The sequence below is a fragment of the Actinosynnema sp. NPDC023587 genome (assembly GCF_040640215.1).
Classification (GTDB): domain Bacteria; phylum Actinomycetota; class Actinomycetes; order Mycobacteriales; family Pseudonocardiaceae; genus Actinosynnema.
This window is the reverse complement of sequence record NZ_JBFABG010000014.1, coordinates 1-17,587: the sequence shown is the minus strand read 5'-3', so window position 1 is coordinate 17,587 and position 17,587 is coordinate 1. Positions and strand designations below refer to the sequence as shown.

The window sequence follows — 17,587 nt, the reverse complement described above, 5'->3', positions numbered from 1 at the left end:
TGGAGGGTTCGCATTCGCTCCAGTAGCGGTTGACCTTAGCTGTCCGCATTTGTGCGGCCCTCCTTCTGGCGGACGACTACAGGACGCGTTCACTACGCAGTGGGCATGATTCTATAACTGGAATCCGGGCTTTTCGGGGCTATCGGTAGGCGGTGAGGGGTGTTCGGGTTCTCGGTGCAGTCGGTGGGCACCAAGTGACACGCCTTACCAGCGTGACGCGCGCGACGGTCTGGCATCGCGACGGGTCGGCCGACCGAGGCCTGCTTACCTGGTCGCCCCGTCATGGAGACCGAAAGGTGTACGTCGTCACCGACCGGTGCCCAGACCCTGCGGCAAGGTGATCTGTGCCTGGTTGGAGCCCAACGCCGATCGGGTCGATGCATCTGATGTTCGGCTGCGAACATGAACCGAAACCCGACGTGCTTCTCAACGCCGACTTCAAACGCAACGTCGACGCCTCTCGTGCCCACAGACGCGGACCGACTGGCCCACGAGGCTCAACGCTTCCTGCGTCATCGCCGGTGCCAGCTCACGTGGAACCGCAGCGGCTTCCCTCTCCACACGTCCGCTACGCCGGCCGGTACGGAACCGAACACTATCCGACTCAATGAGCCATTTTCATCGTGACGTCGCAGGTCACGGCGGGGCTGGTAGCTGTTTCCGAGCTACGTCTGTCGGGTGAGTCGGCGGCTGGTGATGCGGATCATGGACCAGCGGGCCATGGCTTCGTGGTGGTGGCGTAGTCGTTCGTAGTCGCGGACGCAGCGGCGGTGTCCGGTGATCCAGGCCAACGTCTGCTCCACCGCCCACCTTCGTAGCAGCACGGTGAAGTACGGCAGGTCGGGGCGTTGGACGATCTCCACCGCCAGGTGAAGTGTCTCGCGCGCCCAGTCGATCAGGGGGCCGGTGTAGCCGCCGTCGGCCCACACCAACGAGGCTCGCTTGCCGGCGGTGTCGCGCATCCGGCGCAGCAGGCTGCGCGCGGCGACCCGGTCCTGCGTCGAGGCCGGGGTCGCCAACACGGCCAACGGCAGGCCCATTGTGTCCACGACGATGTGACGTTTGCGGCCGGGACCTTCTTGCCCGCGTCGTGGCCACGGGTCGCGCGGCCGACGGTCTCCGCGGCCTGTACCGACTGTGAGTCCATGACCGCGGCCGACGGCACCGGCCACCCGGCCCTCCGCCAGCCGGACCCGGCCGCGCAACGCGTCGAGCAGTCGTTGCGACGCACCGACCTTCTCCCACGCGGCGAAGCGTTTGTAGACCGTGGGCCACGGTGGAAAGTCCGCGGGCAGGGCACGCCACTCGATGCCGTTGTCGACCACGTAGAGGATCACGTCCACGATCACCCGGCGGCAGTGCTTCTCCCACCGCCCGCCCCGACCTGCCAGGCACGCCGGATCGGGCAACAACGGGTCCAGCTCGGCCCACCGGGTGCCGGTGAGGTCGGTGGGATACCGCCTCACCCGCCGGGTGGGCCGGTGGGAGGCGGCCAGGCGGCAGCAGAGCGCACCCGCGGTGGATCCGCCCGCGGGCATCGGGCACGATAACAACGGAACTCCTGGCAGAGCGGCGCTTCGGCAACGTCCGATCTACCAGGAGTTCTCTCGTCTCTGCACCAAAGGCGCTCGATCCACCCCAGCTCGGAAACGGGCACTAGGGACTAGCTCTGGAGGGTCTGCCTCACACTGGCCACTTGGGTTCAGGACTGGTGGCTTTCCGGTTCAGCTGGCCTATGAGCACGTCGCGTACCGGGTGCCCATCAACGAAGGTCCTCTCAGGTCTGTCCCGCTGGCGGGAGGTTCATGCCAACCCGCAGTCCTATCCGACGTTCAGCGTTCATTTCTTTTAGGATGGCTCCCGAGCTGCGAGGTTCGACGCGCAACGGACCCGAAAACGAAATCCTGCTATGATGCCAGCTCCTGCTGGCTACCGGTTACGACATCGTCGCCTCGACCCGGCCCGAGAATCGTTCGGCACTCGAACACCGCAGGCTGACCAGGTCTATACACGAGTGGCGTGACCCGGACAAGTTCGCTGCAGGGGTGCGGGATGTGCCCATTCAGTCCATCCGCCTTCCATGATTGTGACGGTGCATGGCTCGGTGTTGCTGCGTTGGCGTGATGCTGTGCCACGGGAGTGCGCTCTCGGATTGTGGTCGTTAGTTTCGGAGGTGCCGGTGCCGGAGTGCGCGCCGGGTGTGTGCCGGACGCCGGGGGTGTCCGGTTCTGTGAGGGGGAATCGTTGTGAGACGCAGTGTTCTGCGTGGGTTTGTGCTGCGCGCGTTCGGCAGCACTGTGATGGCCGTGGCGCTGACACGGGTGTGGTAACGGGTGTGGCGCAGGCCCACCCCACGGTGGATGAAGTGGTGCAGGCACCGGAGACATGGACACCGCCGGAGCAGGCGAACCGAACTGCGGTCGGTGGTCTGCCGCCGGATCGGCCGCGCGGGGCCGCAGCCGATGTGGGGTCACAGGCGCAGATCCCTCAGGGATGCGACAACTTCGAACCCGGGGTTCTGCCGTACTACACGATGGAACGGCATCCCATCAGCGACCGGCTGGAGCTGATGGTCAACCTGCACACCGGCAACGTGGTGCTCGCCTACCGTGAGCTGACGATCAGAGGCACCGGGCTCAATCTCTCGGTCGACCAGTTCTTCGACGGTGAGGACAAGGACGGTCGCTGGCGGCTGGCGCAGGATTCGATCTCGTTGCAGCAGTACAGCAGCACCAGCCTGATGCTGCGAGGCCCCAACGGTTACTGCGTGAAGTTTTACCTGAAAGCCGACGGCACTTACGCCCCTTCGCATGCCTTGAACGCCGAGGCCACCACGACGCCTCAGGGCGGTTGGGTCGTGAAGTTCAACGCCTCGGCGGAGCAGTGGTCGTTCAACGCGAATGGCTGGCTACTGTCGCAATCCGACCGCAACGGCAACACCAACACCATGAACTACGACGCGGACGGCAAGTTGGTGTCGATCTCCGACTCGCAGGGACGCGTCACGACGATAGGCTACGACGCGCAGGGCCGCCGGAGTGCCATCACCGACCCGACCGGCACGAGGTTCGGGGACTACGTCTACGACAGCCGCGGCTTGATGACCGAGTTCACCGACCGCGCCGGCGGCAAGACGAGAATCGAATACACTGCGGCATCCCCGTACGTCCCGACGACGATCACAGATCCGCGAGGTGAAGTGTATCGGCTGCAGTTCTCCGGGAACCGCCTGCTGAAGCTCACCAAGCTGGCGGTCGCCGGAGTGGGGACGACCAGCAGCTACAACTGGGACTCGAACTGGATGGAGGTCACCGACGCCAACGGCAACCGATCCACCCACGACTTCGACGGCCTCGGTCGTCGACTCAAGGCCACCGACGCGCTGGGCAATGTCCAGTCACAGACATGGACGGCGAACAGCGACGTCAACGCGACGACGAACGCCCTGTCGCATTCCACGACCTACCAGTACGACTCGTTGAATAACCTGGTTGGAACCAAGCTGGCCACGGGAGCGCAGGGAGTGGTCGGCTACACCAGTTCGGCGCACCCGCACCTGCCCACACAGGTCACGGACGCCTCGGGCAACCAGACCACCCGCGAGTACGACGCCCGCGGCAACCTGACCAAGGTCCGCTCCACCGGCCTGAACGCCGACATCGAGACTTACACCTACGACAGCCGCGGCTTGGTCACCACGCGCAAGGACGGCAAGGGCGCGATCACCACCTACACCTACGACGCCGCGGGCAACCTGGCCCAGGCCACCCCGCCCGCACCGATGGGCGCGACGGCCTACACCTACGACTCGCTGTCGCGGGTGACGAGCGTGACCGACGGCAATGGCGTGAAGATCGACTACGGCTACGACAAGCTTGACCGCGTCGTGTCGGTCAAGCACGGCACCACCGTGCGGCAGGCCAATACCTTTGACGCCAACGGCAACCTCACGCAGACCCAGATCCCCGGCGTCACCCGGACACTGGCCTACGACGCGCGCAACCAGCTGACCAAGGTCACCCGCGGCACCGAGGTGGTGGCCTATACCTACGACAAGGTCGGCAACCTCAAAACGTTGACCACACCGACCGGCACCGCGACCTACACCTATAACGCCGCCGACCGGCTGACGTCGCTGGTGGACGCCTACGGCGGCACGACGACGTTCGGCTACGACGCCGCCGACCGGCGCACCACCACCGACTTCCCCGGCGGCGCAGTGCAGACCACCGGTTACGACAACTCCGGCCGCAACACCTCCATCACCGTCGCCAAGCCCGGCGCGGAGCTGTTCAAAGCCACCTACCGCTACACCCGCACCGACGGCAGCGACACCGACAAGCTCCAGTCCAAAACGGTCAAGGGTGTGGTCACCGACTACACCTACGACGGGTTGGGCCGCCTGACCAAAGCGGGCACCCGTTCCTACTCACTGGACAACGCCACCAACCTGCTGTCTGGCGAGGGCCGCACGTACACCGTCAACGCCGCCGACCAGTACACGAAGGCCAACGACACGACGGTGGACTTCGACGGCGCGGGCAACTACAAATCCACGACCAACCCCGACTCCAGCATCGCGCACAGCCCCACCAACCAGCTGCTCACCGGCAACCTGGGCACCACCAAGGTGCTCGACTTCGCCTACGACACCAGCGACCAGACCCAACCCCGCACGATCACGGAGACGCCGACCGGCGGTGCCGCCGTCGCGCACGTGTTCACCCGCACCGCCCTCGGGGTATCAGAGACCGTGGACAACGGGACACGCTCCAGCTACACCCGCGACACCGAGGGCCTGCTCGTCGGCCTGAAGGACAGGACGGGTGCCCGCTACGGCGCGGTCACCGACCACCAGGGCAGCGTCCTCGCGCTGATCGACACCAGCGGCAACCTCACCGCCGAGTACACCTACACCCCTCACGGCGCGGTGACCGCCACCGGCACGGCGGCGGCGTCCAACCCGTTCCGCTACCTGGGCGCCTACCAACTCCAGCGCGGCCACTACCTGCTCGGCTACCGCATCTACGAACCGAGCTACGCCCGTTTCTTCTCACCCGACCCCACTGGCCAGGAACCCAATCTCTACAACTACGCCCAAGGCGACCCAGTCAACAACAGCGACCCCTCCGGTGCCTATACTATTGACGACTTCTATCAGGATGCCGGACTGGTCGGCTCCTTCGGAGGTGCCGGTGCCGCTTTGGGAGCCGGAATCGGCTGTGTCATCACGGCCCCCGCCGGCTGCGCACCCGGCGCTGGAGTGGGAACCGCGGTCGGCGGCGCTCTCGGGCTCAGCGCGGGTATGGGTGTCGTACTAGGCAGGCGCGTCTTTTCCTAGGACCTCGTAGAGAGAATGCAACCGGCGACGGGAGAACGTCACCATGAAGCAAAATAAACCCTTGTCCCGTAAAACATGGACAGCGTTGATCGTTGCGGCTCTTTTCATCGCTTCGATGATCGGCGTGCTCATGGGAATTTTCGCCGCCGAGTTAATATGGCTGCACTACACGATCTTGGCTGCTCTCGTGATCGTCGCGATCGTAGGGTTCAAGCTGCTCGGCGGGTTCGACCAGCTTGAAACGGCAAGGCGGCGAAATCGAGAAGATCGGCCCTAGGTCGCTGGTTTGATCAAGTAAGGGTACCGTCCCACTGTGATCATGGAAGGCTCGGCTGTCGATGATGGACACCGAGCCTTCCATGATCAGTCCTGCAGGTCGTCCAGCGCTCCATGATCACGTTCATTCATGGTATCCGAACTCCGTTGAGGGACGACCTGAACGCCCGCATAGGCAAGGTTGGCGTCGAACAGGGCGGGTACTTCCTAGTGCCAGCTAGGGCCGAAGCTTCGTGCCGCTCAGCGTGCGCACTTGGTGGTGGTGTCAGGCGGCGAGGGCCGTGGCCATCGTACCGGGGGAACTTGTCACAGTGATCGTTTGGAAGTCTCCTCGGGTTGCGGCGAGACTGATTCGGGGATGGTCGAGTAGCGAGTTTCTTTTGGTCAGGCAGCCGCTGTCGTTGTTCATCAGGGCTGCCGCTTGAGTGGCAGCGGTGGCTTGTGCTTGTTGGCGACTGAGTTGTCACCAGGCGGCGATTTGGACCAGTGAGCTATTTTCATCGCGACGCCGCAGGTCATGGCGCGGGCTGAGCAGTGGAGAGTGTGGTGGGCGAGGCTCCCGGTAGGACAGCAGTCGACCAAGATCCGATGCCCCAACCGGGAGCCTCGTCGTGCTGTCCTACCCTGCCGTGATTGCGCTGTCCAACCGCACCCTCGTCCGCCTAGATGATTGATTCCAAGGGTTAGTGGTCGTAGGCGGTCAGTGATCGTTTGACTGGTTGTCCGGTGTGGTCGTTGTGCCAGATGGCGGCGGTCAGGGCGAGGATGCGTTGCAGGACGCGGACGATCACGCCGGGTTTGGTGCGTCCGCCGTGTCGTTCGAGGTCGAGTTGGGTCTTGAAGGTCTGGTTGATCGACTCGACGGTCTGGCGCAGGGGCTTGAACAGCCGTGCGCCGGGCCGTTCGGCTTCGCCCTTGCGGGCCGGGCGCAGCAGTTCGATCCCGGCGTCGCCCAGGCGCTGTTCGAACTCGCGGCCGTAGTAGTGGCGGTCGGCGACCAGCGTCTGGCCGGGCCGGTCGCCCGCGAGGGCGGGGTCGGCGTCGAGGATGTCGAGCAGGGTGGTGCGCTCGTCGGCCTTGGCCCCGGTCAACGCGAACCCGACCGGCAGCCCGCCCGGGGTGCAGACCAGATGCAGGCGCAGGCCCCAGAAGAAGCGGGAGTGCGAGGCGCAGTAGCCGTACTGCGCCCATCCGGCCAGGCCGGAGCGGCGGGCGGTCTCCCGCGAACGCCCGCACTCGACCGGGGTGGAGTCGACCAGCCACACGTCGTCGGTCCACAGCGTCGTGTCGACCGCCAGCAGCCGGATCACGGCCTTGACCAGGCCGGCGGCGTGGCGCAACCGCTTGTTGTAGCCGGGTTGGCGGGGCAGGTAGCGGAACAGGTGCCCCAGGTGGGCGCGGGCGTGGCGTAACCAGCGGGCCTCGCTGGTGAAGCCGAGCAGGGCCTGCATCACCGCCAGGGTCACCAGCTCCGCATCGGTCAACTTCGGCGCGATGCCTACCCTGGGCCGCCACGGCGCGAGGTGCGGCGCGGCCTTCAGCAGGTCGTCGGTCCTGACGTGGAGTGCGGTCGCGAGGGTGTCAATGTCGGTCGTCACAACCCGTACATCGACACCCTCGCCCCACGTCTCCAGGTGCCCACCCCTTGGAATCAATCATCTAGGCGACCTGATCCGCGCGAGCGTGTGCGGCGACGATTGCGGTGGCGGTGCCTGGATCCCGGCCGTCAGGCGTTGCTGGTGCTCGCCCACCTGCGCAACGGCGACACCTGCGCTCGTCTGGCCGCCGGATTCGGAGTTTCCCGCAGAACCGCCTGGCGCTACGTCCGGGAAGCGGTGGACCTGCTCGCCGCACTGGTCGACGACCTGTACGCCGCCGGTGAACGCGCCGCCCGATTCGCCTGCGCGATCTTGGACGGCACACTGGCCCCGATCGACCGCGTCGCCGACCAGAAGCCCCACTACTCCGGCAGACACCATCGCCACGGCGTCAACGTCCAAGTCCTCGCCGACCCGGCCAGCGGGTGTGGGCCTTGCCGACCCTGCCCGGCTCCGCCCACGACCTGACCGCGGCCCGCACCCATGGTCTGGTCGACGTGCTGACTGAACATGAGGTGACCACGTTCGCCGACAAGGCGTACCAAGGCGCGGGCGGCACGGTGCGCACGCCGTTCAAGCGTCATGCCACGCGGTTGCGGCTGTCATACGGTCAGAAGGCGGTCAACCGGGCTCATGCCCGTACTCGCGCTCTCGGTGAACGCGCCGTCTCGCTGCTCAAGGGCTGGAAAGTCCTGGTCAAGCTGCACCGCCCAGACGCTGACCGCACACCGACGGCGGATCGGCAGCAGGTGGCGCAGGTTCGCCCCCGGCCGTCAAGCGCTGTTGGTGCTGGCCCACCTGCGCTGCGGCAACACCTACATCCGCCTCGCGGCCGGGTTCGGCATCGGCCCGGATCTCGTCGAGCGACGCGGATCGCCGCGCGCAAAGCCCATGTCAGCGGTGATGCCGAATGTTGGGCGTCAAGGGGGATATCGGTTGTGGTGGGCCAGATCCGGATGGTCCATGGTTCGCAGCGGGCGTCGTCGCCGAGGCGTGTGGTGGTTTTCTCGGGGAGGCGGGGCGCGTGGAGGTGGAAGTCTCTGCTGCTAAGGACTTCGTCAAGGCGTCGAACTGGTCGTCTGACTCGACCAGCACGGTAGCGAGGTCTGGTATGTCGAACCCCGCCGCAGTCCAGTTCGCGATGGCGTCCGCGATGACCAACGGAACGGTCAACAGCACGTAGGCATCGAGGAAGGCGAGCCGTTCGTCTTTCACTCGGTCTACCGGCACGACGCGTGGTGCGTAGTAGTGGTCATTCGTCCTGTGCGCGAACATGGTTGCGCGTCGAGTTCAAGCGCCGATGCCTTCCCGACTTGAACTGGTTGAGCACGGCCGGACACGCGAATCACAGGTGAATAAGGTTCGAAAATTTCGGTATCCTTTGTGGCGCAGAGGATCTCGATGCTCGACCGCTTCAACAACAGCCTGGTTCATGACATCAGCGGTCTTCTGCCACGCGCTCAGAGGATCGCCGGCCCGGGGAGTCGGCGCGTCAGTGCGGCGAGCATCGTGCGATCAGCCCAATGCAGCCGGGGGCGAGGACTGGTCCGGCGCAGTGCGGCCGACCTCGGGTCGCAGCACCAGCGGTTCGACGTCCTCGGCTACGGAGGACCGGCCGAGCGGGATCCGACCAGCCATGGCGCACGACTACCGCAGGTGAGCGAACCCTGAAGAGTTCTGGCACCCCATCGGTCCCCAGGTCACGAACCGGCGTGAGCGATTCGAGCTGCGGTCACGGTGTCGGTTCGACCGCGTCGTGGACGGTGAGGGAGAAGGAGTCTTCGGCGAGGAAGTCGTGCCCCTCGAAGCCTTCCAGGTGCACGTGCCCCTTCGGGTCGCCCGACTCCGCGCCGGCCCGGACGATCGAGCCGAGCGTGGCCAGGTGCCGCAGCGGGCCGCGGATTGACAGGTCGAGCGTCGTTCGGTCGACCGTGATCCGGACGGTTGGCGTGTCCACCGCCTCCACGGACAACGTCTCCAGCGCCACACCGTAGGGGGCGACGCTCTCCGTGGTGACCAGTGCGAACCGGCCTTGACCGCGTTTCAGTGCCGCCGCGAGTTCGGCGTACTCCTGCGGCGTCCCGGACAGCGCCGCCTCGTTCGTGGTCGTGGACAGTGCGACGATCATGGCCTTCTCACGGTATGTCACCCGGCCGGATCGTGGACGGGTCGATCGGGATGTGGGGGTCGTTGTACGGGCCTGAGCGTACCGGGTTGCCGTTGACCTGGGTTTCGAGGTTGAGGTGCGGCCCGAGTTGTTGCACGTGCGGGCTGGCCGGGTTGATGTCGAAGCGCGCCACGCTGGCGATCCGGTTACCCGCACTGTCGGTGGAGGTGCCGATGAACTGGTAGCCACCGCTGCCGGAGGGAACGACCCGGGCGTTGTCGCCGGCGTGCCGGGCCCCCAGTTCGACCGCTTCGTCCATCGAGATCGGGCCGGCGACCCTGGGCGGCGGCGGGTTGGTGTGCGAGCCGGTGCCGAGCGCGTGCGAGCCACCCGGCGCGGGCGAGAGGCCCAGTGGGTCGACGAACCGCGTCGGGTTCGGCACGTAGGCGCGAGGGTTCGGGGACGGGCGGATGCCCAGCGGATCGTCGGTGACGTACCGCGCGGTCTCCGGGTCGTAATAGCGCGAGTAGTTGTAGTGCAGGCCGGACTCGCGGTCGTGGTATTGACCCGGGAACCGCAGTGGCGTGGACGGGTGCACCGTTCGACCCCACAGCGTGGCCCGCTCCTGGCGCATCACGTGACCGTTCGGCGTGACGAGTTCGGCCGGAGCGCCCACCAGGTCGGTGACGATCGAGTGGAACTCGCGGTCGACCCATGCGGCGTCGTGGGTGGGGACCCGCAGTCGCTGCACCACCGGTCGCATCCCGGTCGTGTCGTGGTCCCAGGTCATCGCTTGGAGGGCTTCGATCTGCTCGGCCAGCACCGTGCCGTCCCAGACGAACTCCGTCCGCTCCAAGACCTCCCCCGCCGGACCGGTCCGCTGCTTGGCGATGCGCCTGCCCATCGCGTCGTAGGTGTAACGCCAGTGCGCTTGGTCCGGTGTGACGACCGCGGTCAGCCGGTCCTCGGTGTCCCAGGTGTAGTGCCAGACGTCCGGCTTGTGCGAGAGCCTGCTCCGCACCCGCCGCACGACCCGGCCGCGCCGGTCGTAGTCGAAGCGGGTCCGTCCCGCCTGGCGCAACAGCGTGCCCTCGTAGGTGAACGAGGCAGGCTCTGCACCAGGGGTCGCGGCCTGGGCCAGGTTGCCTGCCGGGTCGTAGGCGTACTGCTCCGACCAGCGCGGGCCGTGCACGGAGACGACCCGGCCGAGTGCGTCGAGGTCGTAGGTCCGCGGGCCCGCAGGCTCCTCGACCGCCGTGAGGTAGCCATCGGCGCGGTAGTGGTACCGGCGGTGCCCAATCCGCCGCTTCACGCCGGCTTCATCCACAGTGGACACGTCTTGGTCGGCCAGCCTGCCGGCGGCGTCCCAGCGCTGGGCCAGTACGGCGTTTCCGAACCGGCGGCCCACTTCACGCCCTGCCGCGTCGTGAGTGAACTCCAGGGTGTGGACGCCGCCGTGCAGGGCCGTCGGCAGGTGCGATGGATCGTACGTCCAGTCGGATCGGGCACCGGTGGGGGTCACCCGGCTCACGCGCCGACCGACTGCGTCGTACCGGGACACCAGAGTGCGTCCGTTCGTGCTCTCCTCGACCACCCGGCCCAGGACGTCGCGGCGGAACACGGTTTCAGCGTGCCCGTTTGCCGCCCACACCACGCGACCGGCCTCGTCGTACCGGAATCTGGACGTGCCGGTCGGTGTCGACCGGGTGAGGACCCGGCCGAGCGGGTCGAGTTCGAGCTCGACGTGGTCGTCCGGTCCGTGCGACCGCCGCACGACCCGTCCGGCGGCGTCACGTGCGTACTCGACGGCCTGGCCGCCGTAGCCGGTCTCGCGCACCAAACTGCCTGCGGCGTCGTACTCGTACCGCCACACCGAACCCGTCTGGTCGGTCACCGACACGAGTCTGAGCTCGGTGTCGTAGTCGAAGTGGAGGGTGCTGCCGTCTGGCAGGATCCGGTCGGCAGGCAGGTCGAAGTGAGTGGGGCGCGTGCGTGTCCGCTGCCCCACCCGGTCGACGTGCTCGATCTCGTTGCCCTCGGCGTCGTAGCGCCACGACTCGCTCGACCTGTCCGGGTGGGTGCGGCCAAGGAGCTTGCCCTCGACCGTCCACGACAGCACGGTGACCCCGCCGGTCGAGTCGAGGATCTGCCGTACGCGTCCCACGGCGTCGCGGACGTAGCGGGTGGTGGCACCGCGGGCGTCGGTGACGGCGATCGGGAGCCCTGTGGCATCCACCTCGGTCCGGTGCGTGCCGCCCGCCGCGTCCACCACGGCGGTCAGGCCACCGTTCCCGCTGTACTCGTAGCGGGTCACCGCGCCGCTCGGGTCCGTCACCGCGACCAAATTGCCCCGTGAGTCGTAGTCCTTCAGCCACACGGTGCCGTCGGGGTCCACCTGACGTGTGGGTTTACCGAACTCGTTGTACTCGGCGAGCAACTGCGTGCCGTCCGGCCGGGTCAGCGCCAGGATCTCGCCGTCGTCATCACGCAGGTAGGACGTCGTGAGGCCGAGTGCGTCGGTGGTGGACACGAGTCGGTCGTAGCGGTCCCACTGGAACAGTGTCTGGCTGCCGAGTGGATCCACCCGCCGCACCAGTTGGCGGACGTCGTTGAAGTGGTGGTGGGTGACGTGTCCGAGTGAATCGACCTCTCGGGTGATGCCGGCTGCCAGGTCGTACTCCACTTCACCGGTCAGCGCGCCCCCCGAGCCGGTGGTGCGCACGCAACGGCCGTCATGGTCGTACTCGTAGCCGTACCACTCCCCGTTGCGGTCAACCCACCTGGTGATCCGGCCCGCGTGGTCGTACTCGAACCGCAGGGCCGCGCCGGAGGAGTTCAGCACCTCGGTGAGCCGGTTGTCGTCGTAGCGGTAGGAGACCAGCGTAATGTCGTCGCCCGCCGGGTTGTCCAGCCTCAGCCCGGTGACGTGGCCGTTCTCGCTGTCCACAACGATGTCGTAGCCACCGCTGTGCCGGATCCGGGATGGCACCGCCCCGGTGTGCTCGAAGTCGATCCGGTTGCCGTTGCGGTCGGTGATCGCGCTGATCGGCGCGTGAGCCGCGTCCGGGAAGTGCAGCGACAGTCCGGTCTTGGGTTGGGTGATCACGTAGCCGGAGTCGTTACGCGCCAACGACCAGCGCGCGCCCTCCACCGGAAGCACGGGGGTGCCGCTGCTCGGCGGGAGCGGGTAGACAAGCACGACGCCGTCCGGGTCGGCGAAGTACACGCCGTGGTCGTCCACCTCCAGCCTTTGGTCCATCGTGGAGGCCCACGACGGCCCGAACAGCCGTCCGGCGCGATAGGACGACACGTGCACGCGTCCGACCAACAGCGACAGCACGCCGGACAGTTCGACGTCGATCTGCGCCAGGTACATCTCGCCGGAGGCGAGGTCGATCGGCTCACGACCCTCGCAGCGCCCCTCGGGGGTCTGCGCCCGGTCGCGCGGGTTGGGGGTGTCCTCACGCAGGCTCGGCCGGTCGGAACTGCTTGAGGGCGGGTTGCCGGAGCCGGCTGGTGACGACCCGTTGCCGTTGGTGCCGCCGGGTACCGCGTTCGAAGACGCGGTGTCCGGTGACGTCGTGCTCGACGGCGACGTCGTCCCGGAGGGTGCCGTGGTGCCGGAGGGCGAGGTGGTGCCGTCGGCCGTGCTCGACGGGTTGGTGGTGCCGTCCGGTCCTTTTACGGTGGGGGCGTCGGGCGTGCTGGGCGTGCTGGACGGGGTGGTGTTGCCGGGGGTGTCGGCGCGGCGGCCGAGTTTGCCCAGCTTTTCCATGATTTCGCCGAGTTTGTCCAACACCTTGCGGATGCGGGGGGTGACGTTGGCGATGGTCTTGACGAGTTTGCGGACGAGGTCGGCGATGCGGTTGCAGACGCGGGCGATGGTGGAGGTGGCCTGGGCGATGATGAGCGGGGTGGCGAGACCGAGGGTGGCGACGGCTTCGAGTGCCCAGGTGATGAGTTTGCCGACGACTTCGGCGACGAGGTCGCGGATGATCTCGCGGACGGCGGCGACGACTTCGCCCATGACCATCACGCCGGTGCCGACGCCCTCGGCCAGGGTGCCCGCGCCGGCGATGGCGTCGGCGGTCTGCGCGGCGTGGCTGCGATAGGCGGCGGAGGCCGCGCCCTGCCAGCCTGGGGCGTCCTGGGTGCCGAGGTCGGCGGCGATCCTGCCTACTTCGGCGGCGACGTTGGACCAGGTTTCGCTGAAGGAGCGGATGACCGGCGGGTCGCCGGCGAACCAGTCCAGGGCTTCTTTGAGCGGCTGTACGTGTTCGATCAGCCAGCCGACGCCGTAGGAGGCGACGGTGCCGATGGGGTCGAGCACCATCGACAGCACTTCCAGGCCGACGCCGATGCCGCCGAGTCCGGCGGCGACCCAGCTTCCGTCGGAGATGCCGCTCGCCAAGTCCGCTGCCGATTCGGCGATGCCGATGCCGGTGACCGCCGTGGTGTCGCTCTGCGCCGTGGCGAGCAGGGGGTTGTTCACGTGGTCATCCCGTCGAAGCGCGCGGACTCGCCGCTCTCCTGGGCGTCATAGTCGCGGGAGGTCTCGCGCAGCCTGGCGGCGTTGTCCGCCACCGTCTCGGCGGCCTTGGCCAATGCCTGCACGCCCATGTCCTCGAACGGCTGCAACAACATCGCGAACGGTTGGCACACCACGCCGTAGGCGGAGTCGTTCATCGCCACCGTCCGCGCCGCGTCCGCCGCCGTCCGCAGCCGGTCGGCCAGACCCTCCACCCGACCGGCCAACGCCTCGATCTCGCCGGTAACGGCCTCGTAGCCGGTCATCGCGTCACCTCAGGAAGCTCTCGTCGGTGAAGTCACCGTCATCACCCTGCCGACGGGGCTGTGCGGGAGGCGGCACGTCCGCCTCAGGCCGAGGGAAGTTGTGCTCGGCCACGGCCACGATGTGCTGCCCGGAGGGGGTCGGGCCCACCGTTTCCCCGACAATCCGCGCCAGTTCGGCCGGATAGCCGGCCTGCGCCTTGCCCATCGCCTCCATCACCGCTGCGGCGATCTGCTCGGGCCGCAACCGGCTCACCCCGTCGGTCATGGTCACCGCGTTGGGGATGCCGTTCGGTCCGACGGTCACGCTGACCGCGCCACCGGCAGCCGACGCGGTGATGGAGATCCGCTCGACCTCCTGCCGCATCGACTCGTACCGCGCCGCCTTCTCCTCGGCATCGCGCTCCCAGTCGTCCACCAAGCGCTGCACGTTTGCCAACGGATCGGTCATCGGTTCCCCTCTCCGGTGACGTAGCGATCGGGCCAAGCTACTGCGCCTGGGACGATGCTCCGTGCCGATTCGCTCCCAAGATGACCGGATCGGCCCAACCGCTTGCCCCGACCGGTGGGCTCGCCCCTCGTTCTGCCGTTCGGAGGCACGGACGTCGACGCATGTTCGCAGACTCCGGTCAATTGATTGCGCACAGGGGTTTGATTCGGGTCACGGCGATTTCGCCGGCGGCAATCCGGGAGGGAGTGCGGCGGTCGCGCGTGGCGTCCACGTACTTGTGCGAATGGGGGCCTGTACGACATTGCGGGTGCCTGGGTGTGCCCGTTCGGTGGAGGGGGCAACGGGGAGTTGGTGACCGGCATCGACGAAGTCGATCAGGAGGTGACGGGAGCCGCGTGGTGAACCCGTCCGAGTGAACTTCGGTCTCCGGTGCGAGCGTAGAAGCCTGGCGACCACCGGAGGCATGCCCGGCTCCGGCGACGCGATGGCGATCCGGGAGTCTGACAAGACCGGCGGAATTCGTCGCATGGGAGCTCAGCCGGGAACCCCGCACTGCGTGGTGACACCTGGCGCTGGAGTTCACCTGGTTCGTTGTGCTCGCCGCACTCGCGGTGTTCCTCATCAGGACGCGAGATTACCGCCTGGTTCACGGACAGAGTCGATCAGCAGAGGTCGGACCAGGCTTCTGCGACAATCGGCGGCCGGTCTGTTCGCAGGGTGCACCACTGGACCAACCAACTCTTGGACGGAGTCGCGATGAGCTATCCCGCTGAACCTTGGCACCTGACGGGCAGCCTCGTCATGTCGTTGTTCACCGTGCCCGCGCACCTCATCCCACACGACCACATTCCTCTGGCCATGTCACCGATCACAGTGGCCGGCCGCGCTTTCGCATGCGTCGCGTTCGTCGACTACGGCCCAGACGGAATGCTTGCCTACCAAGAACTGTTGGTCGGTGTGCTCGTGCGACACGGCCACCGCGTGTTCGTCTCAGTGCCCCAGATCTGGGTCGACAGCGAGACCTCGCTACGGGGAGGCCGGGAACTCTGGGCCATCCCCAAGCAACGAGCCGCCTTCGGTCAGGGCGCGGCACTCGCCAAGGTCACGGCCACGAACGGGCCGAAGATCCCAGGTCGTTGGTCGGTGCCACTGCGGACGGCGCAGCGGCTGGACGGCTGCGAGGTGCTTACCAGGAGCCAAATTTCAGGCAAACCACGGTTCGTCCGCGCCACGTGGATGTTCCCGGCACACGGACCGCTCGGCTACCTCGCCGGTAACACGCCGCTGGCAAGTTTTGCGTTGGCTGACATGAAACTCACGTTCGGCAAACCCTGACAAGCCCGTGGTCGTGGTCGTGGTCGGGCGAGCGGATCGCGGAGTGGGACTTCGGCGAGAACCCGGTGGCGATGTCGTGGCTGGAGATCCCGCCAGTCCGGGGTGAATGCGAAGGGTGGAGAGTGACCAGGCGGACGCCCGGTTGCTGATCGCGTCGACCTGGTAGTTGTGGCCCACCGTGGAGCTCACTGAACGAATCGGTGTCTGGTCTGCCGTCGCCTGGTCGAGTGGCAGGGGCGTCACGTTCGGGTTGGGTGGACGGCCGCGCGTTCGTGTTCCTTCCTGCGGGGAATGACCAGGAGTGGTGCAGTCGATCCGAGGTCGAGCAGGCACGCGGTTCGTGGAGGCAGTGCGCGATGATGATCCGGGAGAGGCGTCGAGTCCGGCGTGATCCGCTGGCATACGTCGAAGACCTTCGCCGGAACAGCGCGACGGAGGTGATCCCGCTCCCTGGGGGCGGCTGGTGCCTGGGCGACGCGAAGCTGGCCGAGACGCTGCTTCGCGGTCGGGAGTTCAACGCGGGCAGGTCGGGGTTCTTCGGCGACCTGCTGCCGACCAGGGAGGCGCAGGTCGAAGTGGGGCGCGCGGTGCGCGACGTCCTGCGCGCCGGTCTGTCGGACTACCGCGCGGCGCTGATCCCGGCGGTGACCGGGTTGCCGGGGGTCGGTCGCTGGCCCGCGACGGGCAACCGGTTGGTGTACCGCTGCCTGGCGAACCTGTTGCTGCACCCGGGAACCCAGGCCGACACCCGGCGGTGGGCCGACCGTGCCGCACACGCGGGCGTGGTGTTCCGCGCACCGCACGTCTGGCAGCGGGCACGCGCCGAAGTGCCGCGCGCCAAGCTGATCGCGGCTCTGACCCGGGAGGTGGCCCGGCGGCGGCAGCACCACGTCGACCAGCCGCGCGACGTGCTGGACGCCATCCTCGGTGCGTGCCCGGCCGACCTGCCCGACCAGGCCGTGGCCAAGGTGCACCTGACCATGTTCCGGGCCGTCGCGGCACCGGTGGCTGCCTCGCTGGCCTGGTCGGTGCTCCTGCCCTGCCTGCACCACCCCGCCGGCACCCCCTGGCCGTGGCCCGCCGACCAAGTCGTGCGGGAAGCGCTGCGCTACCGGCCGATCCCGTGGATGCTGCGCCGCACCGCCGCCCTTCCCGCCACCTTCGCCGACACCGCGATCGACCCCGGCGAGCTCGTCTCGGTCAGCCCCCACCTGCTGCACCACGACGCACGCCGCTGGACCGACCCCGAGGTGTTCCGCCCCGAGCGCTGGGCGCACCCGGACGGGCACGGCCCCTACATCCCGTTCGGAGCGGGCCCCTTCGCGTGTCCCGGCGCTTCGGTGGCTCGCACCCTGGTCACCGAGGCGCTGACAGCGCTCACCGACAACGCCCGCCTCACCGTCACCGGAGGCGGCACGCGAGCCATCTCGTCCGAGGGCATCGTGCCGAGCCCCTTCACCCTGCACCGCGCCACCTGGCCGACCACCCACCACGAGACCGGAAGGAGGTGAACAAGCTATGGTTGCAATGCTTCGACGCGTGTTCAACGTCAAGCCGGAACGCCGTTGGTACTGGTACTAGGAAATAGTTCTTGATGCCGACCTGGCGGCTTGGGCAGTGCGAGAGCACTGCCCAATCGAGCCGATGATCACGCTCGGCGGCATCGAGCACGACGTGTGGGAGGACTG

At 67.5% G+C, this 17,587-nt stretch carries 10 protein-coding genes and 2 pseudogenes; 6 read left to right on the top strand and 6 right to left on the bottom strand.

The genetic code is table 11. The features are described 5' to 3' along the window. Positions 1–665 precede the first annotated feature (665 nt). Positions 666–1,466 (bottom strand): IS5 family transposase, encoded by an 801-nt coding sequence (locus tag AB0G01_RS28820; protein ID WP_360951659.1) that lies wholly within the window; start codon positions 1,464–1,466, stop codon positions 666–668. A gap of 869 nt (positions 1,467–2,335) precedes the next feature. On the opposite strand from AB0G01_RS28820, the gene AB0G01_RS28815 reads away from it, so the two are divergent. Next, positions 2,336–5,341 carry an RHS repeat-associated core domain-containing protein gene (locus AB0G01_RS28815; protein ID WP_360951657.1) on the top strand — a complete coding sequence of 1,002 codons (3,006 nt, stop codon included), beginning with the start codon at positions 2,336–2,338 and terminating at the stop codon, positions 5,339–5,341. 43 nt (positions 5,342–5,384) lie between these two features. Continuing rightward, positions 5,385–5,618 (top strand): hypothetical protein, encoded by a 234-nt coding sequence (locus tag AB0G01_RS28810; protein ID WP_360951654.1) that lies wholly within the window; start codon positions 5,385–5,387, stop codon positions 5,616–5,618. 682 nt (positions 5,619–6,300) lie between these two features. On the opposite strand, the gene AB0G01_RS28805 is transcribed toward AB0G01_RS28810, so the two are convergent. Beyond that, complete coding sequence (locus tag AB0G01_RS28805; RefSeq protein ID WP_360951652.1) at positions 6,301–7,215, bottom strand: IS982 family transposase; 915 nt, start codon at positions 7,213–7,215, stop codon at positions 6,301–6,303. Between the two features lie 93 nt (positions 7,216–7,308). Here AB0G01_RS28805 and AB0G01_RS28800 point away from each other — a divergent pair. Then, positions 7,309–7,919, top strand: a pseudogene (locus AB0G01_RS28800) (transposase family protein); the annotation flags it as partial. Between the two features lie 25 nt (positions 7,920–7,944). Next, positions 7,945–8,064: pseudogene (locus AB0G01_RS28795) on the top strand (transposase family protein); the annotation flags it as partial. 883 nt (positions 8,065–8,947) lie between these two features. On the opposite strand, the gene AB0G01_RS28790 reads toward AB0G01_RS28795, so the two are convergent. Genes AB0G01_RS28790 through AB0G01_RS28775 form a run of 4 tightly spaced genes read right to left on the bottom strand, consistent with a single transcriptional unit; the run spans position 8,948 to position 14,564 of the window. Continuing rightward, entirely contained in the window at positions 8,948–9,364 is a 417-nt protein-coding gene (locus AB0G01_RS28790) for a hypothetical protein (RefSeq protein WP_360951649.1), read from the bottom strand. After that, positions 9,351–13,814, bottom strand: a complete 4,464-nt coding sequence (locus AB0G01_RS28785) for an RHS repeat-associated core domain-containing protein (protein WP_360951646.1) — start codon at positions 13,812–13,814, stop codon at positions 9,351–9,353. The genes AB0G01_RS28790 and AB0G01_RS28785 overlap by 14 nt, the downstream gene beginning before the upstream one ends. After that, positions 13,811–14,116 (bottom strand): type VII secretion target, encoded by a 306-nt coding sequence (locus AB0G01_RS28780; protein ID WP_360951643.1) that lies wholly within the window; start codon positions 14,114–14,116, stop codon positions 13,811–13,813. The genes AB0G01_RS28785 and AB0G01_RS28780 overlap by 4 nt, the downstream gene beginning before the upstream one ends. Positions 14,117–14,120: 4 nt before the next feature. Next, a complete protein-coding gene (locus AB0G01_RS28775; protein WP_360951640.1) occupies positions 14,121–14,564 on the bottom strand; it encodes a YbaB/EbfC family nucleoid-associated protein in 444 nt (147 codons plus the stop codon). A 756-nt stretch (positions 14,565–15,320) separates the two neighbouring features. On the opposite strand from AB0G01_RS28775, the gene AB0G01_RS28770 reads away from it, so the two are divergent. Together AB0G01_RS28770 and AB0G01_RS28765 are read left to right on the top strand one after the other, a co-directional pair. Continuing rightward, the gene (locus AB0G01_RS28770) at positions 15,321–15,899 is read left to right on the top strand and encodes an acetoacetate decarboxylase family protein (RefSeq protein ID WP_360951637.1); all 579 of its coding nucleotides are present in this window, start codon (positions 15,321–15,323) and stop codon (positions 15,897–15,899) included. Positions 15,900–16,336: 437 nt separating this feature from the next. Beyond that, positions 16,337–17,410, top strand: a complete 1,074-nt coding sequence (locus AB0G01_RS28765) for a cytochrome P450 (protein WP_360951634.1) — start codon at positions 16,337–16,339, stop codon at positions 17,408–17,410. Positions 17,411–17,587 lie beyond the last annotated feature (177 nt).